Source organism: Desulfobacula toluolica Tol2 (assembly GCF_000307105.1).
Taxonomy (GTDB): domain Bacteria; phylum Desulfobacterota; class Desulfobacteria; order Desulfobacterales; family Desulfobacteraceae; genus Desulfobacula; species Desulfobacula toluolica.
The window spans coordinates 4,586,814-4,610,605 of record NC_018645.1 but is presented as its reverse complement, the minus strand read 5'-3'; the positions used below and the strand labels follow the sequence as shown (position 1 = coordinate 4,610,605).

At 43.5% G+C, this 23,792-nt stretch carries 16 protein-coding genes; 9 read left to right on the top strand and 7 right to left on the bottom strand.

The window, feature by feature from the left end:
• Positions 1-315 precede the first annotated feature (315 nt).
• A complete protein-coding gene (locus TOL2_RS20915; protein WP_014959271.1) occupies positions 316-2,421 on the top strand; it encodes a PAS domain-containing hybrid sensor histidine kinase/response regulator in 2,106 nt (701 codons plus the stop codon).
• A 49-nt stretch (positions 2,422-2,470) separates the two neighbouring features.
• On the opposite strand, the gene TOL2_RS20910 is transcribed toward TOL2_RS20915, so the two are convergent.
• From TOL2_RS20910 to uvrA, 4 genes are all read right to left on the bottom strand, one after another.
• Positions 2,471-3,133 (bottom strand): DUF4126 domain-containing protein, encoded by a 663-nt coding sequence (locus TOL2_RS20910; RefSeq protein ID WP_014959270.1) that lies wholly within the window; start codon positions 3,131-3,133, stop codon positions 2,471-2,473.
• A gap of 316 nt (positions 3,134-3,449) precedes the next feature.
• A complete protein-coding gene (locus TOL2_RS20905; protein ID WP_014959269.1) occupies positions 3,450-6,176 on the bottom strand; it encodes a molybdopterin-dependent aldehyde oxidoreductase in 2,727 nt (908 codons plus the stop codon).
• 481 nt (positions 6,177-6,657) lie between these two features.
• Positions 6,658-7,413 (bottom strand): phytochelatin synthase family protein, encoded by a 756-nt coding sequence (locus TOL2_RS20895; RefSeq protein WP_014959267.1) that lies wholly within the window; start codon positions 7,411-7,413, stop codon positions 6,658-6,660.
• A 9-nt stretch (positions 7,414-7,422) separates the two neighbouring features.
• Positions 7,423-10,365: an excinuclease ABC subunit UvrA gene (uvrA, locus tag TOL2_RS20890; protein WP_014959266.1), complete on the bottom strand. Its 2,943-nt coding sequence runs from the start codon at positions 10,363-10,365 to the stop codon at positions 7,423-7,425.
• 141 nt (positions 10,366-10,506) lie between these two features.
• Between uvrA and TOL2_RS20885 the strand changes: the two genes are divergently transcribed.
• The 8 genes from TOL2_RS20885 (at position 10,507) to TOL2_RS20850 (ending at position 19,815) form a co-directional block, all read left to right on the top strand.
• Positions 10,507-11,364, top strand: a complete 858-nt coding sequence (locus TOL2_RS20885; protein WP_014959265.1) for a menaquinone biosynthesis family protein — start codon at positions 10,507-10,509, stop codon at positions 11,362-11,364.
• Between the two features lie 19 nt (positions 11,365-11,383).
• A complete protein-coding gene (gene tilS, locus TOL2_RS20880; protein ID WP_014959264.1) occupies positions 11,384-12,451 on the top strand; it encodes a tRNA lysidine(34) synthetase TilS in 1,068 nt (355 codons plus the stop codon).
• Positions 12,452-12,648: 197 nt separating this feature from the next.
• Complete coding sequence (gene ftsH, locus TOL2_RS20875) at positions 12,649-14,643, top strand: ATP-dependent zinc metalloprotease FtsH (protein WP_014959263.1); 1,995 nt, start codon at positions 12,649-12,651, stop codon at positions 14,641-14,643.
• An 11-nt stretch (positions 14,644-14,654) separates the two neighbouring features.
• A complete protein-coding gene (gene folP / locus TOL2_RS20870; RefSeq protein ID WP_014959262.1) occupies positions 14,655-15,521 on the top strand; it encodes a dihydropteroate synthase in 867 nt (288 codons plus the stop codon).
• Between the two features lie 46 nt (positions 15,522-15,567).
• Positions 15,568-16,464 carry a CdaR family protein gene (locus TOL2_RS20865; RefSeq protein WP_232507986.1) on the top strand — a complete coding sequence of 299 codons (897 nt, stop codon included), beginning with the start codon at positions 15,568-15,570 and terminating at the stop codon, positions 16,462-16,464.
• An 11-nt stretch (positions 16,465-16,475) separates the two neighbouring features.
• Positions 16,476-17,243 carry a type III pantothenate kinase gene (locus TOL2_RS20860; RefSeq protein ID WP_014959260.1) on the top strand — a complete coding sequence of 256 codons (768 nt, stop codon included), beginning with the start codon at positions 16,476-16,478 and terminating at the stop codon, positions 17,241-17,243.
• 429 nt (positions 17,244-17,672) lie between these two features.
• On the top strand, positions 17,673-18,461 hold the full coding sequence (locus TOL2_RS20855) for an HD domain-containing protein (RefSeq protein ID WP_014959259.1): 789 nt from the start codon (positions 17,673-17,675) through the stop codon (positions 18,459-18,461).
• 19 nt (positions 18,462-18,480) lie between these two features.
• Positions 18,481-19,815, top strand: coding sequence for an MATE family efflux transporter (locus TOL2_RS20850; protein WP_014959258.1), 1,335 nt, complete (start codon positions 18,481-18,483; stop codon positions 19,813-19,815).
• A gap of 29 nt (positions 19,816-19,844) precedes the next feature.
• Here the strand turns inward: TOL2_RS20850 and TOL2_RS20845 are convergent, their stop codons facing one another.
• The 3 genes from TOL2_RS20845 to TOL2_RS20835 are packed head-to-tail and all read right to left on the bottom strand — an operon-like array spanning position 19,845 to position 23,782.
• On the bottom strand, positions 19,845-21,281 hold the full coding sequence (locus tag TOL2_RS20845; protein WP_014959257.1) for a methyl-accepting chemotaxis protein: 1,437 nt from the start codon (positions 21,279-21,281) through the stop codon (positions 19,845-19,847).
• Entirely contained in the window at positions 21,278-22,210 is a 933-nt protein-coding gene (locus TOL2_RS20840; RefSeq protein WP_014959256.1) for a hydrogenase small subunit, read from the bottom strand. The genes TOL2_RS20845 and TOL2_RS20840 overlap by 4 nt, the downstream gene beginning before the upstream one ends.
• Before the next feature lie 60 nt (positions 22,211-22,270).
• Entirely contained in the window at positions 22,271-23,782 is a 1,512-nt protein-coding gene (locus tag TOL2_RS20835; protein ID WP_014959255.1) for a nickel-dependent hydrogenase large subunit, read from the bottom strand.
• Between the last annotated feature and the right edge of the window lie 10 nt (positions 23,783-23,792).

Genomic DNA, 23,792 nt, shown 5'->3' with positions numbered 1-23,792 from the left:
GACTCATATCGTTGAATTTTATCTCTAAAATTTGATTTATACTATAATCTATTGTAAGTTGATTTTTATCACAATTAAATAGAATATTAAAAGCATTATAGCTTTTAGGCTACAAACTTAAGCCGGGATACTCCGTAGAAGAAGCCTCTTCTGGAAAACCCTGTTTCTTAGGCTTACGTTCCGGGAGATTCTCATTAACCGGTTCAAACTGTCCCGCTTTATGTCTGTAGCCATTTTTTTTGAATTATGTGGGACATGACAAGTATTCCACTCCATAGAATCAATTGTGCATTCCGATATAAAAAGGGATATTACATGACTGAAAAACCGACTTATGAAGAATTGGAAAATAGAATTCGGAAATTAGAACAAGCAGAAGCTGATCATAAAAAAATAGAGGATGCCTTGCATCAATATACGGAGTTGTACCGCACTGAACAAAAAAAAACGGAATATCAAATCAATAAAAAAAATCAGCAGCTGCTTGAAAACCAGACTGAGCTTGCCAAAAGCGAAGAACTTTTTCGTGGGTTATTCGATCACATGACCAGCGGTTGTGGCATTTACGAAGTTATCAATGATGGTTCAAAAGGGTCAGATTATATCATAAAAGGATTTAACAAAAAAAGCTTGGAGATAGAGGGGCAAACCCTTGAGCAGGTTATGGGCAAAAGTCTTTTTGACCTGCGGCCAACGGTTGATGATTTCGGACTGATCTCTGTCCTTAAAAGGGTTTGGGAAACAGGGACTCCTGACTATTACCCGGTAAAAATATACCAGGATGAAAAATTTTCCAATTACTACGAGAATTATGTTTTTAAAATTCCTTCCGGTGAAGTTGTTACGGTCTATAACGATGTTACGGATCAAAAAAATAATGAAATGGCCCTCAAAGAGAGCATGGAAAGATTTGAGCTTGCCATGCAATTTGCAAATGACGGCCTTTATGACTGGAATCTCATAACAAATAAAATTTACTACTCCAATGGTTGGAAACGGATGCTGGGGTATGAGCCGCATGAAATTAAAAATGAACTTTCAGAATGGGAAAGGCTTACAAAACCGGAAGATATTAAAGCTTGTTGGGAAATGTTGGAACAAGTAATAGAAAAAAAACGGGATCGATTTGAAAAAGAGTTTCAAATGCAACATAGAAAAGGTCACAAAATTTATATTCACTCCAGAGCAAATGTGATTTTTGATGAACACGGACAGGCAGTCCGGGTGGTTGGAACCCATGTGGATATTACTGAACGTAAGAAGGCTGAATTGGAGAAGAATTTGCTTCAGAAACAATTGGCCCAAGCGCAGAAAATGGAATCCATAGGTACTTTGACAGGCGGCATTGCCCATGATTTTAATAATATTCTGGGTATTATTATGGGAAACACAGAATTGGCTTTAATGAACACCCAGGAAAGTAATCCTGCTTATTCCAACCTTAAACAGATCGAGAAAGCCGGTCTCAGAGCAACAAATATTGTAAGGCAACTCCTCAGCTTCAGCCGTAAGACCGACCCAAAAAAAAGACCCATAAAAATTGCATTAGTCATTAAAGAAGCACTCAAGTTTTTGCGGGTAATGATTCCAACCACCATTGAAATTGTGCAGGATATTCATTCTGCAGATGAAAATATTCTTGCCGATCCGACTCAGATCAACCAGATCATGATGAACCTGTGCATCAACGCTTTTCATGCAATGGAACAGACCGGCGGAACCTTGACGGTGCATGTGAAAACCGTTGAGAACCCTTCAATCAGAAAGTATCCCGGCCTGGGTAACGGCAGGCACGTCAAAATAAGCGTAAAAGATACGGGTCCGGGAATCGCTCCCGACATCATGAACCGGATTTTTGACCCTTATTTTACCACCAAGGAGGTGGGCAAAGGTTCCGGTCTGGGCCTTGCCGTCGTTCACGGCATTGTTAAGAATCATAATGCCGGTATTTTTGTTCACACCAGGCCCGGCCAAGGTGCAGTATTCAATCTCCTTTTCCCGGTGGCTGCCCAAAAAACCGAGACAAAACAGAATACCGCCGGAGAATTTTTGTTGGGAAGTGAAACAGTATTGTTTGTTGATGATGAAACCTCTATTGTGGAAATGGCTGAAGCGATGCTGACCTACATGGGATATAGGCCTGAAACAAGGAATAACCCCGTTGACGCACTGGCGCTTTTCAAGTCAAACCCCCATGGGTTTGATCTGGTCATAACCGACATGACGATGCCTCATATGAGTGGGATTCAATTGTCTGAAAAATTAATGGCGATCCGTCCCGATATCCCGATTATCATCGCCACAGGCTACAGCGCCCTGGTGGATGAAAAAAGGGCGAAAACCCTTGGGATAAGGGCCTGTCTCATGAAACCAATCATCATGGCGGAGCTGTCAAAGACCATCCGCAAGGTGCTGGACTGACAAACCCTTGAATAATTTTACTGGGTCAGATTGTTTTGAAAATCATCTTCTATACCTGACCGGACTTTTTTGCAGTTCTGTCATCAGAGGAAATTGTACCAAGTGTTTTTTTTTTGAAAATAGATCCCAGAAAACGAAAAATTTTTTTTATTCCGCTCCAGATTTTTGGAAGAAGCCAGAGAGCAAGACAGATAAAAACAGCCAGCAGCACTAGGAAAATTACGGGGTGCTGTAACGCAGCCCAGACACCGGCAATAACAGCGACATCTTCAACTATTGATGCGGTCCAGTTGCTGAAGGGTTCCGGCGAGGTGTTGATCAGCAAACGGGTGCCTGACTTGGTCACATGACTGCCGGCTGCAAGGCCGCCGCCCATAATCGCTGCCGCCATGGCAACCGCAGGGTTTACATCCCCCACGGCACCTGCTGCCAGAAGCACACCCGCAGGAATACGGATAAAGGTATGAAGCGTATCCCATCCCGTATCCACACCCGGAACTTTGTCTGCAAAAAATTCAACACAGTACATGAGTCCTGCAGCACTCATAACCATGGGGTTCATTAGAATTTCAAGTTTTTGAGGCAAAACAATATTGTCTGTTAAGCCCAGAAAGCCCAGCACAAGAATTGTAGCATACAAATTGATCCCGCTTGCCCAGGCCGCACCCATGGTCAATGAAAGTGTTTTAATGATCTGGTCAAGTTGTTCCATAATACGATGTCCTTTCTATAAAATTCTCATGAGACTCAATAGTCCTGCTTGCTTTTGCCTTTATCATGCCCACTGTTTTTCATCTGTCTGATCTCCTTCGTGTTTAAAATATTATTTATTTTAACCCTTCTTATAGAACAATGACACTGAAAATTTCAAAAAAATCAAGATTATTAATTTCAGCATATAATGTTTGCCTGATTTCTGCCGGGTTATAAGCTTTATTTTTCTAATGCTTACAACCCGGCAGGTAATGCAAATTGCCGCAAAACCGACACTCAATGTTGAAAATTAAAAAACCGGACAATTTCTTTGCTTACATTGATTTTAATTTTTTGAGTATCTTTTCAGGTAATGCAGGAAGTTTTCGAATGCGAACGCCGCATGCATTATATATGGCATTTATAATTGCGGGATGGGGCGCTGTAAGGGGAAGCTCACCAACACCGGAGGAGCCGAAAGGCCCGCCTTGTTTTCTGGGCACGGCCAGGTGTATCAGTTCCATGTCATCTGGAATATCTTCAATATAAGGCAGTCCCGCTCCACTCAAAGACGAGTGCTTTTTAATATTTTCAAAATTTTCAGACAGAGCAAGGCCGATGCCCTGGGCAAGGCCTCCGTACATCTGTCCTTCCACATTGGCAATGTTATTTATTTTTCCGATATCTGAAACAAAAGTGAATTTTTCAACCTTGACTTTTCCCGTTGTAATATCCACGGCCACCTCCGGCATAAACAGGCCGTACATCAATGCCCCAAATGGGTTTCCCTGGCAGTTCTCATCGCACATGGTGCCGCCGGTGTTTGTCCATGTCCCGGTATATCGGACCGGAATTTTTTCGGCAATCATCTGATCATAGGTTCTGAAACTTCCATCTTCTTTTTTCATGGCATCAAGCAGAATCTCACACCCGTTTAAAATAGCATTGCCTTTTACAACCTGGGAACTGCTTCCCGATGCTGCACCCGCATTCGGAGCCAGGGCAGTATCGTTCATCACAAGTTTAATCTGTTCGGGTTTTAACCCAAGTTCCCGTAAAGCTTCATGAGCCGTTCCAAGCGCGCCAATATCAGCTCCCTGGCCATGGTCTTCCCAGTTGTTGTAAAGTGTGATGCCCTCTTGGGTCAACTCAATTATAATATCCGCTGTATCCGGTCCGTCATGGGTTGCGCCAAACACACCAAGGGCAATGCCCACGCCTTTTTTAACCGTTTCAGTGGATTCTTGTTCTGCTTTTTCAAGGGCAGCCTGATATTTTGGCCGTATGGTTTCTATCATAAGGGGGTAAACATAGACATCCGGTTTTTGCCCAAAAGGAAAGGTATCTCCCTCACGGATCACATTCATATAGCGAAACTCAAGGGGATCAATGCCGATCTTTTTTGCCATCTCATCCATTAAAATTTCAGTTGCAGTATAGGCCTGGGGCGCTCCAAAAGCCCTGAATGCAGAACCCCAGGTCTGGTTTGTGCAGACGGTATGGCCTATACCGCGGATATTGGGAATTGCATAGTTTGCACCCATGAACTGTGTTCCACGCTGTGTGAGGCGCTCTGAGAACTCAGAATAGGGGCCGTGATCCACATAATATTTTGTCTCCATTGCGATGATTTTCCCATTTTTATCCGCACCTAATTTCATGTGCATGTCAAAAGGGGAACGATTGGGGGTGTAGCTGATGGTCTGGGCCATGTTATAGGCCAGGAATACCGGTTTTCCCGTTGCCAGTACTGCAGCGCCGATGATTGCCTCGCAGGTGATACTTAATTTATATCCAAATGACCCGCCTGAATTGTTCTGTATTATTCTGATATTCTTTGCCTCAAGTCCAAGCCCCGGAGCCATCTGGGCCTGGTGAAAATAGATCCATATACTTTTTGACTGAATGGTCAGACGCCCTTTTTCATCAATATAACCAAATCCGACATCAGGCTCCATAACAAGGTGTGGCTGGCGCTGAAGATAATAATCCCCTTCCACTACATGGGCGGCTTTTTCCATGAGGGGTGCGGTCTCTTCGCCTTTTGCGATTCTTTTTTCATTATAGAGGTTTGGGGTTCCCGGATGAATTTGTATGGAATCCTCTGCAATGGCATCCATGGCGGACATGTAGGCCGGCAGTTCTTCAAGCTCAAGTATGACGGCTTTGGCTGCTGCATCCGCATGTTTCTGAGTGTCGGCACACACAAGGGCAACCACATCGCCATACATGAAAATTTTTTCATCACAAAATATGGGCCGGTCAAATCCATCCTGGCAAAAGGTCGGCTGTCCTGTAATTCTATTGGTGCCTTTAACATCCTTTGCCGTAACAACCTTATAAACTCCGGGCATTTTTTCAGCCTTTGACAGGTCGATTTTTTTTATGACGGCATGGGAAAGTTTAGATTGTACCATTGCGCCATAAAGTGTGTCATCAGGGAGTTTATTCCTGAAATCTTCGCCAAAATCCCAGGTGCCGGTTGCTTTATAAACCGCACTGGGTCTTGGATAAGAGGTTCCCCATACTTCGCCTTTTTTACCTAAAAGAGATGAAAATTCTTTCATTTCAAGCTCGCCCCTGATAACCTTTGCAGCATCCATGACAGCATCAACAATCTGTTTGTATCCAGTGCAGCGGCAAGCATTGCGGTGTTTTTGAAACCATGTTCGAACTTCCTGCCTTGTCGGCTCAAGATTTTTATCCAGAAGCGCTTTTGCACTCATAATAAAACCCGGGGTACAGAAACCGCATTGTATGGCACCGGTCACTGCAAAAGCCCATTGAAGGGGATGCAGCTTGTTTGCATCACCTAAACCCTCAATAGTAACAATTACAGAATTATTTGGAACTCTATCCCAGTTGGTAATACATGAACGTACCAGTTTACCGTTAAGAATAATATTGCATGCACCGCATTGTCCTTTGTTGCAGCCCACTTTTGTGCCGGTAAGCCCGAGATTCTGCCGGATTACTTCGGCAAGGCCGGCCTTTGCATCTGCGATTATGGTCCGGGGAATGCCGTTTACATAAATTTTTTTGTTAAGATATTCTTCAGACAAATGAATTCTCCTTTTTATAGAAAAAATTTTGCAAACAAAACCCCCCGACTTTCATTATGTCTGTGGGCAAAACCGCCAAACATGCGGTCTGGCTGTGGCATTGATATGAAAGTCTTATCAACTCCAATGGCAACTTTATTAATAAAGCAAATTATATGCCTTGGATTGTTTTTTAATGGAATGGTTGTATTAGTCTTAAAACCTTTAAAGACAGGGATGGCGTGAAAATTAATTTGTTTGAAACAACAAATGCTTCATGCATATGTGCATTATGCATGCAGTAATGCATAATACATCCAAAAACCCTTTAATCTTAGACTACTAAGATCGCAAAAATCGCATATTGAGATTAGAAAATATGCAGCAGTGCATTTTATGTTGATCTTTTTGCATATCTCTCTATAGCTGATTATCCTGCCACTATAAGCATGAAAACAGTTTGATTTTAAAACATTAAAAATGTATTTTCATACAATAAGCCTTAAACCCGGATAAAAACATATCCGCCTTCTCCATATCCGAATCTTCTGAAGATGGGATTATAATTGCTGGACAATCCTTTGTAAAACAGATCAAAGGAAACCTGGTAGGGACATTCTTGGGACGGATCAACATCAAGGAGGGTCACGGTTCCGGATTCAGGGTCAAATCCGCCCACAGGTGAAATATGGGGGATGTGAAGATCCCGGACAAAGCATCCCTGGTCAAAATGGGAAATGATCAGGCAATTGCCCGCTGTTTCAAACTGTTCAAGCCTGGCGCGCAGACGGTCTTTGATTTTTCTTGACTTGATTGGATCACGACTTGCCTGGACCGTCTCAAGTGATTGATATGAAATTCCATATACTTTGAGGCTGGTTTCGACCACCTGGCCCAGGGTCTGGAGCGGAAGCCCTCTTCGCCCGTTATAACCGTTGTCACTCATCCGCTCCTTCCAGTGCGCGGTTCTAACAGATTCGAGCAAATCCTGCTGGCATAACGGTGTTCCGTTCAAATGGCCTTGTCTGTCAAGAAGGGTGTTCACCACAGACACAACCGATGCCACCGAGCAGGAGGCTTCATGGAACTGCTTGACATGGTGACGGAACAATCCGTCTTTCAAACCATTACCAGTATTTTTGTATGCGGTTTTAACATAAATTGCCTGATCTCCACCAAACGTGCCTTTCCGGGCAAGCTTCTGAAACATATACTGGCTATACAGATACGGGCGGATGACCCATCTAAAAAGAGACATGAGATTCTTTCAGCTTTTATAATTGTTTAATATTTGTTTCAAATACTTGCCGGTATGGCTTTTAGAGGATTGTGCAATTTTTTCAGGTGGACCTTCAGCAATGATTTCTCCCCCGCTGCTGCCCCCTTCCGGCCCAAGATCAATAATCCAGTCGGCAGTTTTAATAACGTCCATGTTGTGTTCAATAATGATCACGGTGTTGCCCGAGACTGTCAGGCGGGACAAAACCTTCAATAACAGCCTTATGTCCTGGAAATGCAGGCCTGTTGTGGGTTCGTCAAGGATATAGAGAGTGTCCCCGGTATCCCGTTTGGCAAGTTCCCTGGCAAGCTTGATTCTCTGGGCTTCCCCGCCGGAAAGGGTGGTGGCTGCCTGTCCCAGCTTAATGTAGGACAGCCCCACATCCATCAGGGTATCCAGTATGTTTGTGATTTTCGGGTGACTTGCAAACAAATCCCTTGCCTGCAGCACAGACAGGTCAAGAATATCTGAAATGGAATGATCCTTATAGGCAATTTCAAGTGTGGCCCGGTTGAATCGCTTTGCGCAACACACGTCACATGGAACAAATACATCGGCCAGAAAATGCATTTCCACCTTGATATATCCGTCGCCTTTACAGGCTTCGCACCGGCCGCCTTTGACATTAAAAGAATATCGTCCCTTTTTGTACCCGCGCGCCTTGGATTCGGGCAGCAGGGCAAAAAATTCCCTGATATGATCAAACACCTTTGTATAGGTTGCAGGATTGCTCCTGGGAGTTCTGCCGATTGGCTTCTGGTCGATATTGATAATCTTGTTCAAATGGGCCAGCCCCTTGATCTTGCCATGTCGGCCCACGGTCATTTGAGAATTGTGCAGCTTGACAGCCAGGGCAGGGTATAAAATCTGATTGATCAAGGTTGATTTTCCCGCACCAGATACCCCTGTAACCGCCACAAGCAGCCCCAGGGGGATATTTGCCGTTATCTGTTTTAAATTATTTTCTTCTGCCTTGACAATGGAGATCCATTTGCCGCCTCTGGCTTCAGGGCTTTTTCTTTTTTTCGGGATATTGATCCGTTCTTTTCCCGTTAAAAACCGACCTGTTATGGAGGCAGGGTTGCGCCGGATCTGTTCCGGAGTTCCCTGAGCCACAATCTGACCGCCAAGGTGTCCTGCGCCCGGGCCGATATCTACGATCCAGTCTGATTCTTCCATGGTTTCCTGGTCATGCTCTACAATAATCAGAGTGTTACCGATATCCCGCAGATGATGAAGGGTTTGCAAAAGCTTGATATTATCCCGCTGGTGAAGGCCTATGGACGGTTCATCCAGAATGTAGAGAACCCCGGTCAGTTCCGATCCAACCTGGGAGGCCAGGCGGATTCTTTGGGATTCGCCACCGGACAAAGTCGGGCCGCTCCGGTCAAGGGACAGGTAATCAAGACCTACATTTACCAGGAACCCCAGCCGGTCCGAGATCTCTTTGAGCAGTTCCTGGGCAATCAGCCTCTTGTTTCCGGTCATGTTCAGTGTGTTTATAAACTCATAAGCTTGTTTAACGGTCATGGCGGTCACATCCATGATTGACTGCCCTTGGATATGGACATTAAGAACCTCGTCTTTCAGGCGTCTACCATGGCAGGCAGGACAGGTGCTGGCCGTCATAAACTTTGCGTAATATTTTTTTTGTCCTTCCGACTGAGTGGTTTTGTACCGCCGGATCAGGGTATGGATCAATCCTTCATGGGTTCTTGTGAATTCACCCTGGATCTTGTGTGAATTCCAGTTGACGGTCATCTCTTTGTTCTTGGAACCGTACAAAAGAAGATCACGGTCTTTTTTGGGCAGTTTTTTCCAGGGAATATCAAAGTTGATGCCCCATTGCTGCTCCATGGCCGTAAGCTGGCTCATTCCCCAGGAATTGTCATTGGCATACCGGGGATTTTTGATAAAATAATTTTTCCAAGGTATAACTGCGCCCTGTCTGATACTCAAATTTTTGTCCGGGACAATCTTATCCGGGTCCATGGACAGAAGCGTTCCAATACCATTACACTCCTGGCACATGCCAAGAGGGGAGTTAAAAGAAAAAATCTGGGGAGCAAGTTCCGGGTATGCAATACCGCAACAGGATCTGGCCTCGCTCATTTTAAGGTCTTCGCGTCCCAGCATATGAACAATGATCTGGCCACTGCCCAACTTGAGGGCGTTCTCCACCGAATCGGTCAAGCGCTTCTCAAACGCCTGGGTATTGGTCACCTTGAGGCGGTCCACCACCACTTCTATGTGGTGCTTTTTATTTTTTGCAAGGGTCTGGACATTTTCAAGATCCTGCACCACCCCGTCCACCCTGACCCTGGCATATCCTTGTTTTTTCAGCTCTTCAAGCCGCTCTTTATGTTCCCCTTTCCGGTTTTCCACAATTGGAGAAAGTATCAGGATTTTTGAGGCGTCGGGCAGGGAGAGGATCTGGGACACCATGCTCTGGGCATGGCCCCTGCCCACCTTTTGTCCGCATGTACAGCAGTACTGGGTCCCGACCCGGGCAAACAGCACTCTGAGGTAATCGTAAATTTCCGTAATGGTTCCCACAGTGGATCTGGGGTTCTTGCTGGCCGCCTTTTGTTCAATGGCAATGGTGGGGGAAAGCCCCCGGATGGTGTCGTACTTGGGTTTTTCCATCTGTCCGATAAACTGTCTGGCATAGGAGGAAAGCGATTCAACATACCTGCGCTGACCTTCGGCAAAAATGGTGTCAAATGCAAGGCTGGATTTGCCGGACCCGGACACCCCGGTAAACACCACCATCTTTTTTTTGGGGATGTCCACATCAATGTTTTTAAGGTTATGTTCCCTGGCTCCTTTGACGATAATCCTGTCAAGCTCCTTGGAAGTTGAACCCAAGATGCTTTCATCTGCATCTTCTGTCTCAATCAGTGATACACATATTGAACCGCTGTTTTTCATAAGACTCTATATACTCCTGATCTGCTGTTTTGATTCATCCCATGTCCAGAAACGATAATCATGGCAGAGATAAAAGTAAAGTTAGGTCAATATTAAAAATCAAATTGCTTTTATGGTGCTTGTTTTGATAATAAGAAAAGAATGAAACCAAACAAGACATACAGCCTGGCCTATTCAAGCTGTCCCAACGACACTTTTATTTTCAAGGCTATTGCCGGACAATTGATTGATCTTCAAGGATACGCATTTGACATCGTGCTTGAGGATGTGGAAACTTTGAACCAGAATGCAGCCAAAGGGGCATATGATATTACCAAACTGTCCTTTGCCGCATTTGGCAGCCTCATGGACAAATATGCCCTGCTGCGAACTGGGTCTGCCCTGGGCATGGGCTGCGGCCCGCTGATCATATCAAATCCCGGCAGGTCCCTGGATGATAAGGCCAGGCCCGTGATTGCCGTGCCCGGTCTTGGCACAACAGCTTACCATCTTTTCAAATTTTATATGGACGATCTCTTTAAGGGCCAAGACATGCAGGTCATGCCCATGCCTTTTGAAAAAGTCATGCCCGCAGTCATGGAAAACAAAGCCGATTTCGGGGTTATTATCCATGAAGGCAGGTTTGTTTATCAAACCATGGGGCTTGAATTAAAAGCAGACCTGGGTCAGTGGTGGGAAGATAAAACCTCCCTTCCCATCCCTTTGGGCTGTATTGCTGTCAAGCGAGACATTGACCCCAAGGTGGTCTGCACGATTCAACAACTGATTCGCCAAAGCATTGACCATGCTTTTTTAAATCCTGCCATGGCCTATGATTATATTCAAACTCATGCCCAGGAGCTGGATGAAGATGTGATCCAACAGCATATCGAACTTTATGTAAATGATTTTTCAAAAGATATTGGAAAAAACGGGGAAGCCGCCATTACCACTTTTTTTGAAAAAGCATGGGCATCCGGATTGATTGAAAAATCCAGGATGCCTTTGTTTGCATGCTGACGCAACCACCAGGATGTGCATGAAAAAAGAATTTATTGACATCATTGCCGATACTGTTCATGAATTTAACCTGCTTGAACAGGAAGACAAGGTATTGGTTGCCGTATCAGGCGGCCCTGATTCCGTTGCCCTGGTGTTGTCGTTGCTGGCCGTTAAAAAAAAATACCGCTTAAATATCGGCATTGCCCATATGAATCACATGCTTCGAGAAGATGAATCTTTAGCAGACGAAATTTTTGTAAAAAGTTTTGCACACAATCTTGACCTGTTGTTTCATGGTGAGCAAACAGATGTAAAAAAGTATGCCAAACAGCATCGTCTATCAATTGAAGAGGCCGGCCGGGATGTCAGATACCGTTTTTTTGAACAAACAGCCAAACTTCATGGGTATACAAAAATTGCCACCGGTCACACCAAAGACGATAACGTTGAACTGGTATTGATGAACCTGCTAAGGGGAGCAGGCTCCAAAGGGCTTTCAGGAATCCCGGCCATACGCAACAACAGATATATCCGGCCCTTGATCCGGGTTTTAAAAATCCAGATCCTTGATTTTTTAACAGATAAAAAACAGGCTTACCGGGTTGATTCGTCCAATACGGATATGGCCTATTTAAGAAATAATATCCGCCACCGGTTGCTTCCCCGGCTCCAGTCGGAATACAATCCTGAAATCATTGATGCCCTTGACAGGCTGAGCCGGATATTAAGAAAGGAAGAAGATTTTTGGGACATGGAAACCGACAGGCAGTTTAACAGGTGTTTGATCAAAACAGACAATCATGCTGTTGCCTTGTCAAAAAACTTAATGTCAGAGCTTCATCCGGCGATTTTAAACCGTGTCTTCAGAAAGGCAATATGGAAGGTTAAAAAAGATTTAAAGCGGATTTGTTTTGCCCATATAGAGGATATGATACAATTTTGCTTTGATCGTCCCTCGGGCATCAGTCTGGATTTGCCTGGTCAGATAAGGGTTTACAAAAACAAGGATAGCATTATAATCAAAAAAGAAGATAAACCCTTAAGGCAAATCGGAAACAAAGAGAAGCAATCAAGGCGAACAGCAAGGGAAAAACAAGGTCGCTAAGGCTAAGATTTTTCTTGTATATTCATATTTCATGTTTAATATGTGCTTGTATACTTTGATTTTATGTTTATGGATCAGGGTGTTTTTTAAGGATAAAAACAGTTGTCGGTTAATCGCATGAACCTTGAAATCAAAACAGGTCGAACCGGCTTCTGAAAAATGATTGGGTTATTTAAGAATTAAGGAAAGGAAAAATCTTGAATCAATTTTATAAAAATATTTCCCTGTGGCTGGTGATTGTTCTGATGATGGTCATGCTTTACAATATTTTCAATCAGCAACAGACCGGGCAGGTGGAAGTCGGGTATTCAGAGTTCCTTGCAATGGTTGAAGACGGACGCGTCCAGAGTGTGGTGATCCAGGGCCGGGATTTATATCTGACCGATGGAAGCGGTGCCAGGTATAAAAGTTTTGCGCCGGACGATGGAGAACTGATCAGTTTTCTGCGTTCCAAAGGGGTTGCCATTAAAGCAAAACCACCGGCTGAGAACTCCTGGTTTATGTCAATTATCGTATCCTGGTTGCCCATGATTGTACTCATTGGTGTGTGGATCTTTTTTATGCGCCAGATGCAGGGGGGGGCAGGTGGCGGAAAAGCCATGTCCTTTGGAAAAAGCCGGGCAAGACTCATAGATGATAAGGGAGAAAAAGTCACCTTTGCCAATGTCCAGGGAATTGATGAGGCCAAAGAAGAATTGACCGAGGTTGTTGATTTTTTAAAAAACCCTTCAAAATATACAAGGCTTGGCGGACGGATTCCAAAAGGTGTTTTACTGGTTGGAAATCCAGGAACCGGAAAAACACTTTTATCAAGGGCTGTTGCAGGTGAGGCAGGGGTTCCCTTTTTTACCATCAGCGGGTCTGATTTTGTTGAAATGTTTGTGGGAGTTGGTGCTTCCAGGGTGAGGGATCTTTTTGCCCAGGGTAAAAAAAACGCTCCCTGTATTATATTTATAGATGAGATTGATGCGGTTGGACGTCAGAGAGGCGCAGGCCTGGGCGGAGGCCACGATGAAAGAGAACAGACCCTGAACCAGCTGCTGGTGGAAATGGACGGGTTTGAATCCAATGAAGGCGTTATTCTTATGGCAGCCACCAACAGGGCGGATGTTCTGGACCCGGCTCTGCTTCGTCCGGGGCGGTTTGACCGTCAGGTCGTGGTGGACATGCCTGATATTAAAGGCCGTGAAGGCATTTTAAGGGTTCACATGAAAAAAACCCCCCTGGACAATGATGTGGATCCGGTGATTCTGGCAAAAGGCACCCCTGGTTTTTCCGGTGCAGACCTTGAAAACCTTGTGAATGAAGCCGCACTCCTGGCTGCCAAACAGGACCATGAAAAACTGACCATGAAAGATTTTGAAGATTCAAAAGACAAGGTTTACATGGGTCTTGAAAGAAAATCCAAGGTCATCAAGGACGAAGACAAAAAAACAACTGCATATCATGAAGGCGGGCATGCCCTTGTGGCAAGGTTTTTGCCCAACACAGATGCCGTTAACAAGATTACCATTATTCCCAGGGGCAGGGCTGCCGGGGTTACCTGGTTTCTTCCTGAAGAAGGGGATTTTAAATATAAGGACCAGCTTGAAAATGAGCTTGCCATTGCCTTTGGCGGACGTGTGGCGGAAGATCTTATTTTTAAACGCATCAGTACGGGTGCATCCAATGATATCAAACAGGCCACAAAGCTTGCCAACAGCATGGTCAGAACATTTGGCATGAGTGATAATCTGGCCCCCCTGTCCTATGAGAATCATGATGACAATATTTTTATCGGTCGTGAAATGACCCAGGCCAAAGCCTACTCAGAAGAAACCGCCAGAAAAATTGATGCAGAGGTTTCCTTGATCATTGACAAGGCTTATAAAACTGCGAAAAAAGTCCTTGAAGAAAATATTGATATTCTCCACGCATTGACGGAACTGCTCATTGAAAAAGAAACTATTTTAGGGCCTGAGCTGGATAATATGATTGCCTCCATGCGGCCTGAGTTTGATTTTTTTGGCAAAAAAAATATTTATATTAAGCCGAAACAGCATATTGAGCCTGAAAATCAGGAGACATCCGGGCAAGATAGCACGAACGTCATTGAGAGGGATGAACAGGCTGAAACATCGGATAATCAGGATTCTTCCAAATCAGACGGCAAAAGTTCGGATGATACGGATGACACTGATAAAAGGGAATAGGAGTAGAGCAAATGCAGCCATTCACACTTGACTTTGACCGATTTCACCTCGAACTGGGTACTGAAACCTGTATCATGGGAATTTTAAATGCAACACCTGATTCTTTTTCCGATGGAGGCCGTTTCAACACTGTTGACAAAGCAGTAACTCAGGGCATCAAACTGGTTGAAGACGGGGCACATATTCTTGATATCGGAGGAGAATCAACAAGGCCATTTTCCGAGCCGGTATCGGAACAAGAAGAACTTGACCGGGTCATCCCGGTCATTGAAGCTTTGGCAAAACAAATTGACGTGCCTATTTCCATTGATACGGTGAAATCTGTTGTTGCCAAAGAGGCTCTGGATGCCGGAGCCGCCATAATCAATGATATCTCCGCATTTGAAAAAGACCCTGCCATGGCCGACCTTGCTGCCAGGCAAGGGGTTCCCGTGGTGCTAATGCACATGAAGGGAACCCCGGAAACCATGCAGGTGGACCCCAATTATGATGATTTGATGCTTGAAATAACGAGCTACCTTGAGTCAAGAGCGGCCCATGCCATGGAAAAAGGCATACAAAAGAAAAATATAATCCTTGATCCGGGCATTGGGTTTGGAAAAACCGTTGAACATAATCTGGTCATTCTCAACCATCTGGATAAGATTACTGAGTTGGGGTATCCTGTTCTCATGGGACCGTCCCGCAAGTCTTTTATTCAAAATATTTTGAGTCAAAAAGAAAAAGTACAGGTTGGCCCGGATAATATAAAGACCGAATATGGCACACTGGCGGCTGTTGCAGCCTCTATCCTGAAAGGGGCACACATTGTCAGAGTCCATGATGTTGAAAAAGTCAACTCTTTTACCCGTATCATAGATTCGATCAGGAATGCATAAGAAATCTTGTAACAAGCGTGTTTTTTTTTTAATATCTGTTCTTTTTTTGATATCTGTTCTTTTTGATATTTCCGGCTGTAGCACTGACAAGGTTCAGACTGATCTTCTATTGCCTGTTGATTTTTCCAATATACCTGACAATATGGTGCTGACCTACTTTCATACAGATAAAATAGAGATCAGAATCCAGGCTGACCCCAAATTGATCGAACGTATCAACTTGGAGAGTACACGCTACCCTGTGGATCTGTATACTGACCTTGAATTCGATCCGGCAGGTGATTCAGATTCTATTGAACCTGGAGCCTATTTGATTCCTGTTGAAAAAAAACGAATTCCCATGAACCCGGCCATAAAAATCCTTGCGATTAATCCCCCGTATTTAAGTGTTCAAATTGAAAAAAAAATAAAAAAAACATTTGCCATATCGGTTCCTTACACAGGAGAACCTGCCAAAGGCTATATTGCCCTGGATGCTGCCACAGAACCTGCCAGTGTTGAATTAACCGGTGCAGCTTCCTTGATTTTGTCGATTAAGGAATTAAAGACAAAACCCATTGATCTTAACAATGCCAAAGAAGATTTTAAAAAAAATATTCCTCTGGATCTGGACAATTCATCCATTATTTCTTCGTCAGATCCTATTATTATTGTTACCATTCCGATTCAGCAGCAGCTGGTTTCAAAATCAATTGAAAACATACCTGTCCAGGTCTGGAATTGCACATCCAGAGTAACTATTGAGCCGTCTTTTATAACGATTCGGGTTAAGGGTCCATTTGAAACTTTAAATAATATGGAAATTATGGGTCAAATACATTCGTTTATTGACCTTAAGAACTTAAAACCAGGGGTATATGCCCGGCATGCATATATTAACATACCGGTTGGCCTGGTGATGACAGATGCGGTTCCACATGTGTTTACAGTAAAAATAGAATAAAGGAGAAAGCAATGCTTCTTGTGATTGACGTAGGAAATACAAATACCGTTATCGGTGTTTATGACGGTGAGAATCTCAAGCATGACTGGAGGATTCGAACCGTAAGGGATGCAACCGCAGATGAATTCAATGTCCTGGCCAACGCACTTTTTTCAGATAAGGGTGTGAATCGCACCAAAATTGAAAAAATTGTTATTTCCTCGGTTGTTCCGTCCGCCGTTCCTATCCTGAATGCATTTTGTGAAAGGTATTTGGGTTTAACACCTGTATGGATAAATCCTGATTCCGTAAAAAAACTTATGCCTATTCTTTATAATAACCCCAACGAAGTCGGGGCGGATCGGATCGTCAATGCCGTGGCTGCCTATAACAAATATAAGACAGCTCTCATTATTATTGATTTCGGGACTGCTACCACATTTGATATTATTTCCGAGCAAGGAGAATATCTTGGCGGCGCAATTGTACCTGGGGTTATGATCTCTGCCGATGCCCTTTTTCAGAAAGCGTCCAGATTGCCCAGGGTGGAAATATTCAAGGCCCCTGAAAAGGTAATTGGCAAGGACACCATTGACAGTATTAAATCCGGTATAATTCACGGTAATGCATCAATGGTGGACGGAATGGTTGAAAGAATGACCAAAGAGATGTCAACCACCCCCCGGGTTCTTGCCACGGGAGGCCTGGCACCACTGATATCAGGATTATCCAAAACTATTGAAAAAGTAGAACAATCCCTGACCCTGGAGGGGTTAAGAATCATCAGTTATGAAATTTAAACCGGCTGCACCAAATCTATTTAACCGGACTGATTTATAAAATATAATAAAACTTCCAGTGGAAGATAGACTATACACTCAATGTCATAAAGTTAAGAGACTTTCAGATTAAAACCACGAAGAACACGAAGTTGAATACTCTAATATCTTCGTAAAATTCGTGTCCTTCGTGGTAAAATACTCAATGCTTAAGTTTATGACATTGACTATACACTGGAAGTTTTATTCCACTGCTTGACCTGTAAGCCCGACTAAATTAAAGTGTATAGGTTAAATCTAAACCCATGAAAATTTATATGAAAGTCTTAAAAAATTCATACAGAGACTTTCAACCTTTGTTGTGGGCAAATCTGAGCGAAAGACCAGGTCTGCCCGTGGCAGTTATTGAACGGATCAACGATATGAGTTGAACAAAATGAGGCCTTGAACATGAAGAACAAACAAGTGTTGGAGTTGAAATCCAGGTTTTTTGAATATGTTTCCGGTTTTTATGGAAACACTCCTGAACAGAACCGGATGTTTAATTTAAAAGAGGTCCACACCCTCAGGGTCTGTGCGAATATTCTCAGGCTTGGCAGGTCCCTGAATCTTACACAAGATGAATTAAAAATTGTCGAAATTTCAGCATTATTTCATGATATCGGGCGGTTTAAACAATATCGGGATTATGCTACATTTAACGACAAAAAATCGGTAAATCACGCCAAGCTCGGCATACGGGAACTATCAGTTCATAAGATTCTGAAAGACCTGTCAACAGAGGAAAAAAGGTATATTGTGACAGCCATTGCCTGGCATAACGCGTACCAACTGCCTGATATCCAAAACAAAAAACAATTGTTGTTCATTAAACTGCTTCGCGATGCAGACAAACTTGATATCTGGAAGGTGGTCATTGATTATTACTCAAAAAAAATCAAACAGGGAACTGATGCAATCTTTTTAAATTTTCCAGATAAAGGACAGGCATACTCTGAAAAAATAATCAATGCTCTCAATAATGGACAGCTGGTTCAAACCTGCCATTTGAGCTGTTTGACAGATCTAAAGCTGTTACAGATAAGCTGGGTCTATGACCTTAATTTCAACGAATCCTATAAACTGCTGCGTCAGTCCCGGTTCATTGAGAAGATCGAGCAGACGCTCCCCCCTGAAAAACAAATTAAAGATGCCGTAAAAATTGCCCTAACGCATATTGAAAAAATGGCAGCCTCATAATCTGTTTGAGAATCAAACCATGTTTAAAAATGAAATAAAAAAAACCCTTATTTTGTCTCTTCCCATTGTTGTAGGTCAGGTAGGGCAATTGTTAATGTCGGTTGTGGATAACGTCATGGTGGGAAAATTAGGTGTCCAGGCTCTTGCTGCTGCATCCATTGCAAATGCCATGTTTATCTTGATTATGGTTATTGGATTCGGACTGACCGTGGCGGTCACCCCTTTAACCGCCATGGCATACGGTGCAGGCAATGATAAAGAATGCGGTGTTATCTTAAGGCAGGGTCTTATCGTGAATGTTTTTTTTGGTATTCTGCTTTGCTGTGTCACCCTTCTTCTATCAGAGTGTATCCGGTTTTTAAATCAGCCAAAAGAAATTGTGGGTCCGGCATCTCTTTACATGAAAGTGCTGGGCGGTTCCATGATACCGTTAATGCTGTTTCAAAGCTATCGGCAATTTGCCGAAGGAGTAAGCTATCTGAAACCTGCCATGTTTATCACTTTGTTAGCAAATATTGTGAATATCCTGGCAAACTGGATCTTTATATACGGCCATCTTGGCATGCCGCCCCTTGGCCTGACAGGTGCCGGTATTGCCACCATCAGTTCCAGAACATTCATGGCGATTGTGCTGATGGTTGTCATCAGAAAATCTTCGAAAATGAAGCGGTTTGATCCCACCTTGAATTACAGGAAAATAGATTTTTCCATGATGCGGCGGCTTCTGGCCATAGGTATTCCGGCAGGATTCCAGTATTTTTTTGAAGTCAGTGCATTTACGGCCTCATCAATCATGATCGGCTGGATGGGAACGGTTGAGCTCGCAGCCCACCAGATTGCATTAAATCTTGCCTCCATTTCATTCATGATTGCCATGGGCATATCTTCTGCCGCCACAATCCGGGTAAGCAATGCCGTGGGACAAAAAAATATTCACGCAACACGGATCGCAGGATTTTCAGCCACACTGTTGTGTGCCGTTTTTATGGCATCAGCCGGATTAATTTTTATATTATTCCGCTTTTTTTTGCCCACTCTCTATATTTCCGAAAAAGAGGTCATTGATATCAGCGCAGCCCTGTTGGTGATTGTTGCTTTTTTCCAGATTTCCGACGGAACCCAGGCTGTGGGGCTTGGTATTTTACGCGGTATAACCGACATGAAAATACCCACCCTGATCACCCTTGTTGCTTACTGGGTGATAGGGCTTCCTTCAGGGTATTTTCTGGCATTTACATGCAATATGGGTATCTATGGCGTCTGGTACGGCCTTCTCATCAGTTTGACCGCATCTGCATTTTTTATGATGATCCGGTTTAATGCGAAAAGCAAACAGATCATCCGCATATTTTAATATTTTTGCAGTTTCATTGCTGCTGTTTTTTATTTCAAATTTGCTTCCCTGAAAACAGATTCTCCTCTTATTAATTTGATCAGGCTGTCAACATCTTGACTTAACTTTTTAAACTGTAATTCCATTTCACTTGAAACCGAAGATGCCTTGTTTGAATCCCCCAAATTATTTTGAGTCACCTTTCCAAGTTCAGTGACGGCAATGGACAATTGAGAAATATCAGCGGATTGATCTTTTGATGCACAAGCAATTTTATTTATCAAAGCAACAGCTTCTCGGGTCTTTTTTCCCGAAGTGCCAAATGATTCCCCTGCTTTTTGTGCAAACTCAACCCCTTTGGATACTCTGGAATTAGACCCTTTGATCAGCACATTAATCGTATTGGCTGCCTTTGAAGACCGTAACGCCAGATTTCTGACTTCATCCGCCACCACGGCAAAACCCGCACCGGCCTCACCTGCCCTGGCTGCTTCAACAGCGGCATTGAGCGCAAGCAGATTTGTTTGAAAAGCTATTTCATCTATGAGCTTGAGAGTCGATGCAGTTTCTTTGTTGGCTTCTTCAATTTTTTTCATGGCATTGTTCAGGCCGTCCATGGTTTGATTTGAGTCAATCATGACCTGGCTTGTTTCACTCATTATATTATCAGCCAAGGCTGCATTTTCAGTATTCATATGCGTCATTTCAGCCAGTTTTTTCAAAGATGCCGAGGTTTGTTCCAGTGAGGATGCCTGGAGAGATGCATTTTTAGATAAAGATTCACTGCTTGAAGCTGTCATATGGGAGGCTTCACCAACACTTTTTGCACTGGTGCTTAAGTTGTTAATGATGCTATTAATGGGATTGCTGACCATTTTGCGCATCACTAAAAATATGATAATACTGACAATAAACAGGAGAATCAAAGATCCACCGGCAGTAAAATATTTCAGACGGTCAATAACATTGTTGAGTGAATCCAGATTATATGTAAGAGACAATACCCCTCCGATATCTCCGTTTTTCCAGGTAGGATGACACCGGATACAATCGGGAACCACCCATTGCGGGGCATATACAGTAAGCCTTGAGTCGGTTTGAAAGATAAGCTGTTCTGTTTTGGAGCGATCAATCTGATCAAGCAGTTCAGAAGACAACCGTGTTTCATTGGCAATATTATTTGAAGATAAGTTTATGTCGCCTTGTTTATCATACAGGTTAACTCCAAGCACCCCTTTTATCTCTTTTTGATGATGCAACAGTTTTTGAAAATTTTTCATCTGCCCTCTTTCAAGAGAGCCCTTTACGCCATCTTCAAATGCATTAAAAAGTGTTTGAACCGAATCAGTATATGTGAGACGCATTTGCCTTTCAACAAATCCATTCAGCAATAAAACAGTTATAATAAGGGAAATAAAAAGAACAAAAAGTACGACAAAGAGAACTCTGTGAGTTACCGAGAGATGAGAAAAGAATTTCTGATTCATTTATTATCCTCCGAATTTTTTATCATTGCCTGTTCAAATGATCTGTAAAATGGAAAATTCTTTTTTGATGCAAACTGAGATGAGGCACAGCCTATACAGGGTGCATTTGCATCAATGCACCAGGTTTGTCCACCGTTCCACCAACGTGTCGGACAATCGGCATAGGTGTCGGGACCAAGGCAGCCCAACTTGAATAGACATCCTTTATCACCCAGTTTTTCGGCAAAGATCTCCTGTTGAAAATCATGATATCTTGGACAAAGCTCATGGACTTTGCGTTGAAAAAATAATTTGGGCCGGCCATTGATTAACTCCGGCAATCCTACCTGTGCAAGGTGAATGATAGTTTTCCATACCCAGTCAGGATGAACCGGGCATCCCGGAATATCAATCAGCAAAGGGTTAATGCCTTTTCGTTTATAAAATTCTTTGAGACTGACGGCATCGGTTAAATTTCCTTCGGCAGCAGGAATACCGCCATGTACAGCGCATGTGCCGACTGCTACGGCACCGTTCATGGTTTTTGCAGCCGCCGTCAAATAATCGGCAAACGGCTTGTCTCCTATCACACAAGCTTCGGGCATTGCCCAGGGAATGGCTCCTTCCACTGCAAGAAAATATTCTCCGGCATCGCCTGAAATGTATTCTTCAATGAGTTTCAAAGCCTGTTTGCCTGATGCGGCAGACAGGTCAGCATGAAACGAAAGTTTTGAATATTGGGTCACCATGGAAACTGCATCAGGAGATTCTGCCTGCAGCAATGAAATAGAACAGCCGGTGCATGACTGGCCCTGTAAATAAATAAGTTGGGGAGTATTTTCAGGAGTGATCTTTTTCAAGGCTGCATTAACAATTCCGGGGAAGTTGGAAATACCAAAGGAGGCACTTAAACATGCAGCCATTTTCAGAAATTCTCGTCTATCTATCATAAATTTGTCCTCAACGAAAAATTAAAAAGTTTCAGCCTGTTGTAATTATCGGTCTGGTTATTAATGTACGGCACAGGCTAAGCACGGATCAAAAGAATGTACAATTCTGTTGGCCTCAATCTGTTCATCAGGATTCTCAACCCGGGTTCCGATCAAAGCCGATTCAAGCGCTCCGGGCTGATCATTATCATCTTTGGGCGAACAGTTCCATGTGGTTGGAACAACGCACTCATATTTTTTTATTTTGTAATCTTTAACTTTAATATAATGGAGAAGGGCACCCCGTGAAGCTTCTGTGGCACCAAATCCTTCACCTGATTTTGGAAGATTATATTGGGCCATGTGTTGTCCTTTAAGATCAATACGCTCCGTCTCCTCCAGCAGAAAATCAGCAATAACTGCGGCAGATATAGCACGGCACAGATGTCTTCCCAGTACTGAGTTCAGGTTTTCGGCCTTGATGCCCGCCAAACCGGCAAATTTATCCACCAATTGTTTGATTTTCGGGTTGTTGTTTTGATGATAATCCACCAATATCCTGGCTGCCGGGCCGACCTCCACCATTTTCTCCTGATATCTTGGCGCTTTAACCCATGAATATGCCCCTGTTTTATGGGAGGATGGGGTTAATTCCCCATTTCTTACCTTTAAGCCTGAAGGGGATGAGTATTTGGAATATTTTACATCTTCCTGAATGGCATCAAAGTCAACACGGGCAAAATTGTCTTGAAACAAGACGCCTGGCGCAAACAATCGTTTGCTGTCCAATTGCGGCCCAAGGGGCAGCAGTCCATATGACAGAAAACCGCCCCGGCTTTTTCCGATATTCCAGTAATCGGGAAATTCTTTGGCAACAGCCAGTATGTCTGGGATATATTTTTGATGGATAAAATTTCGAACTTCAAAAATTAATGACCTGTATGATGCAATATTGTCAATAGTTGGAGACTGGGTGCATCCGCCTGGAAATATGGCAGTGGCATGCGGAAATTTGCCGCCGAAAATAGCTGAGGCCCTGTTGGCCTTTTTTTGGATTTCAAGCGATTCAATATAATGTTTCAAAGCCCCTATGTTTACTTGTGCATCGGAAAGATAGCGTCCTGACAGTCTTGGCAAAAAGGGTGCTGCTGGAAAAGCTGTTTTTGAATTAAGTTCTGTTTTTACCCAATCCCTGAGAACTGTAAGGTCGGAATCCGACCCTTTATATTCAAGGATTGCCGTAACATCTACAAAATCCAATGCAGACAATTGATAAAAGTGCAACAAATAATCATACAGATGGTTTGCTCCTTGTATCAGGTTGTGCAAAATACGGCCGTTTGGCGGTACGCTTAGATTATATGCAGATTCCTGAGCATAAGAGGATGCTACAGCATGTGCATAGCAGCAGACACCACAGATTCTTTGAGTTATTTGCTGTGCATCCAGGGGATCCCGGCCCCGGAGAAATGCTTCAAAGCCTCTGAACATTTCTCCCATGCTTTTTGCCTCTGTAATAACATTATTTTCAACCGTTGTATGGATACTCAGATGACCTTCCAACCGGGTTACCGGACCAATATCTACTTTCATGGAATTCCTT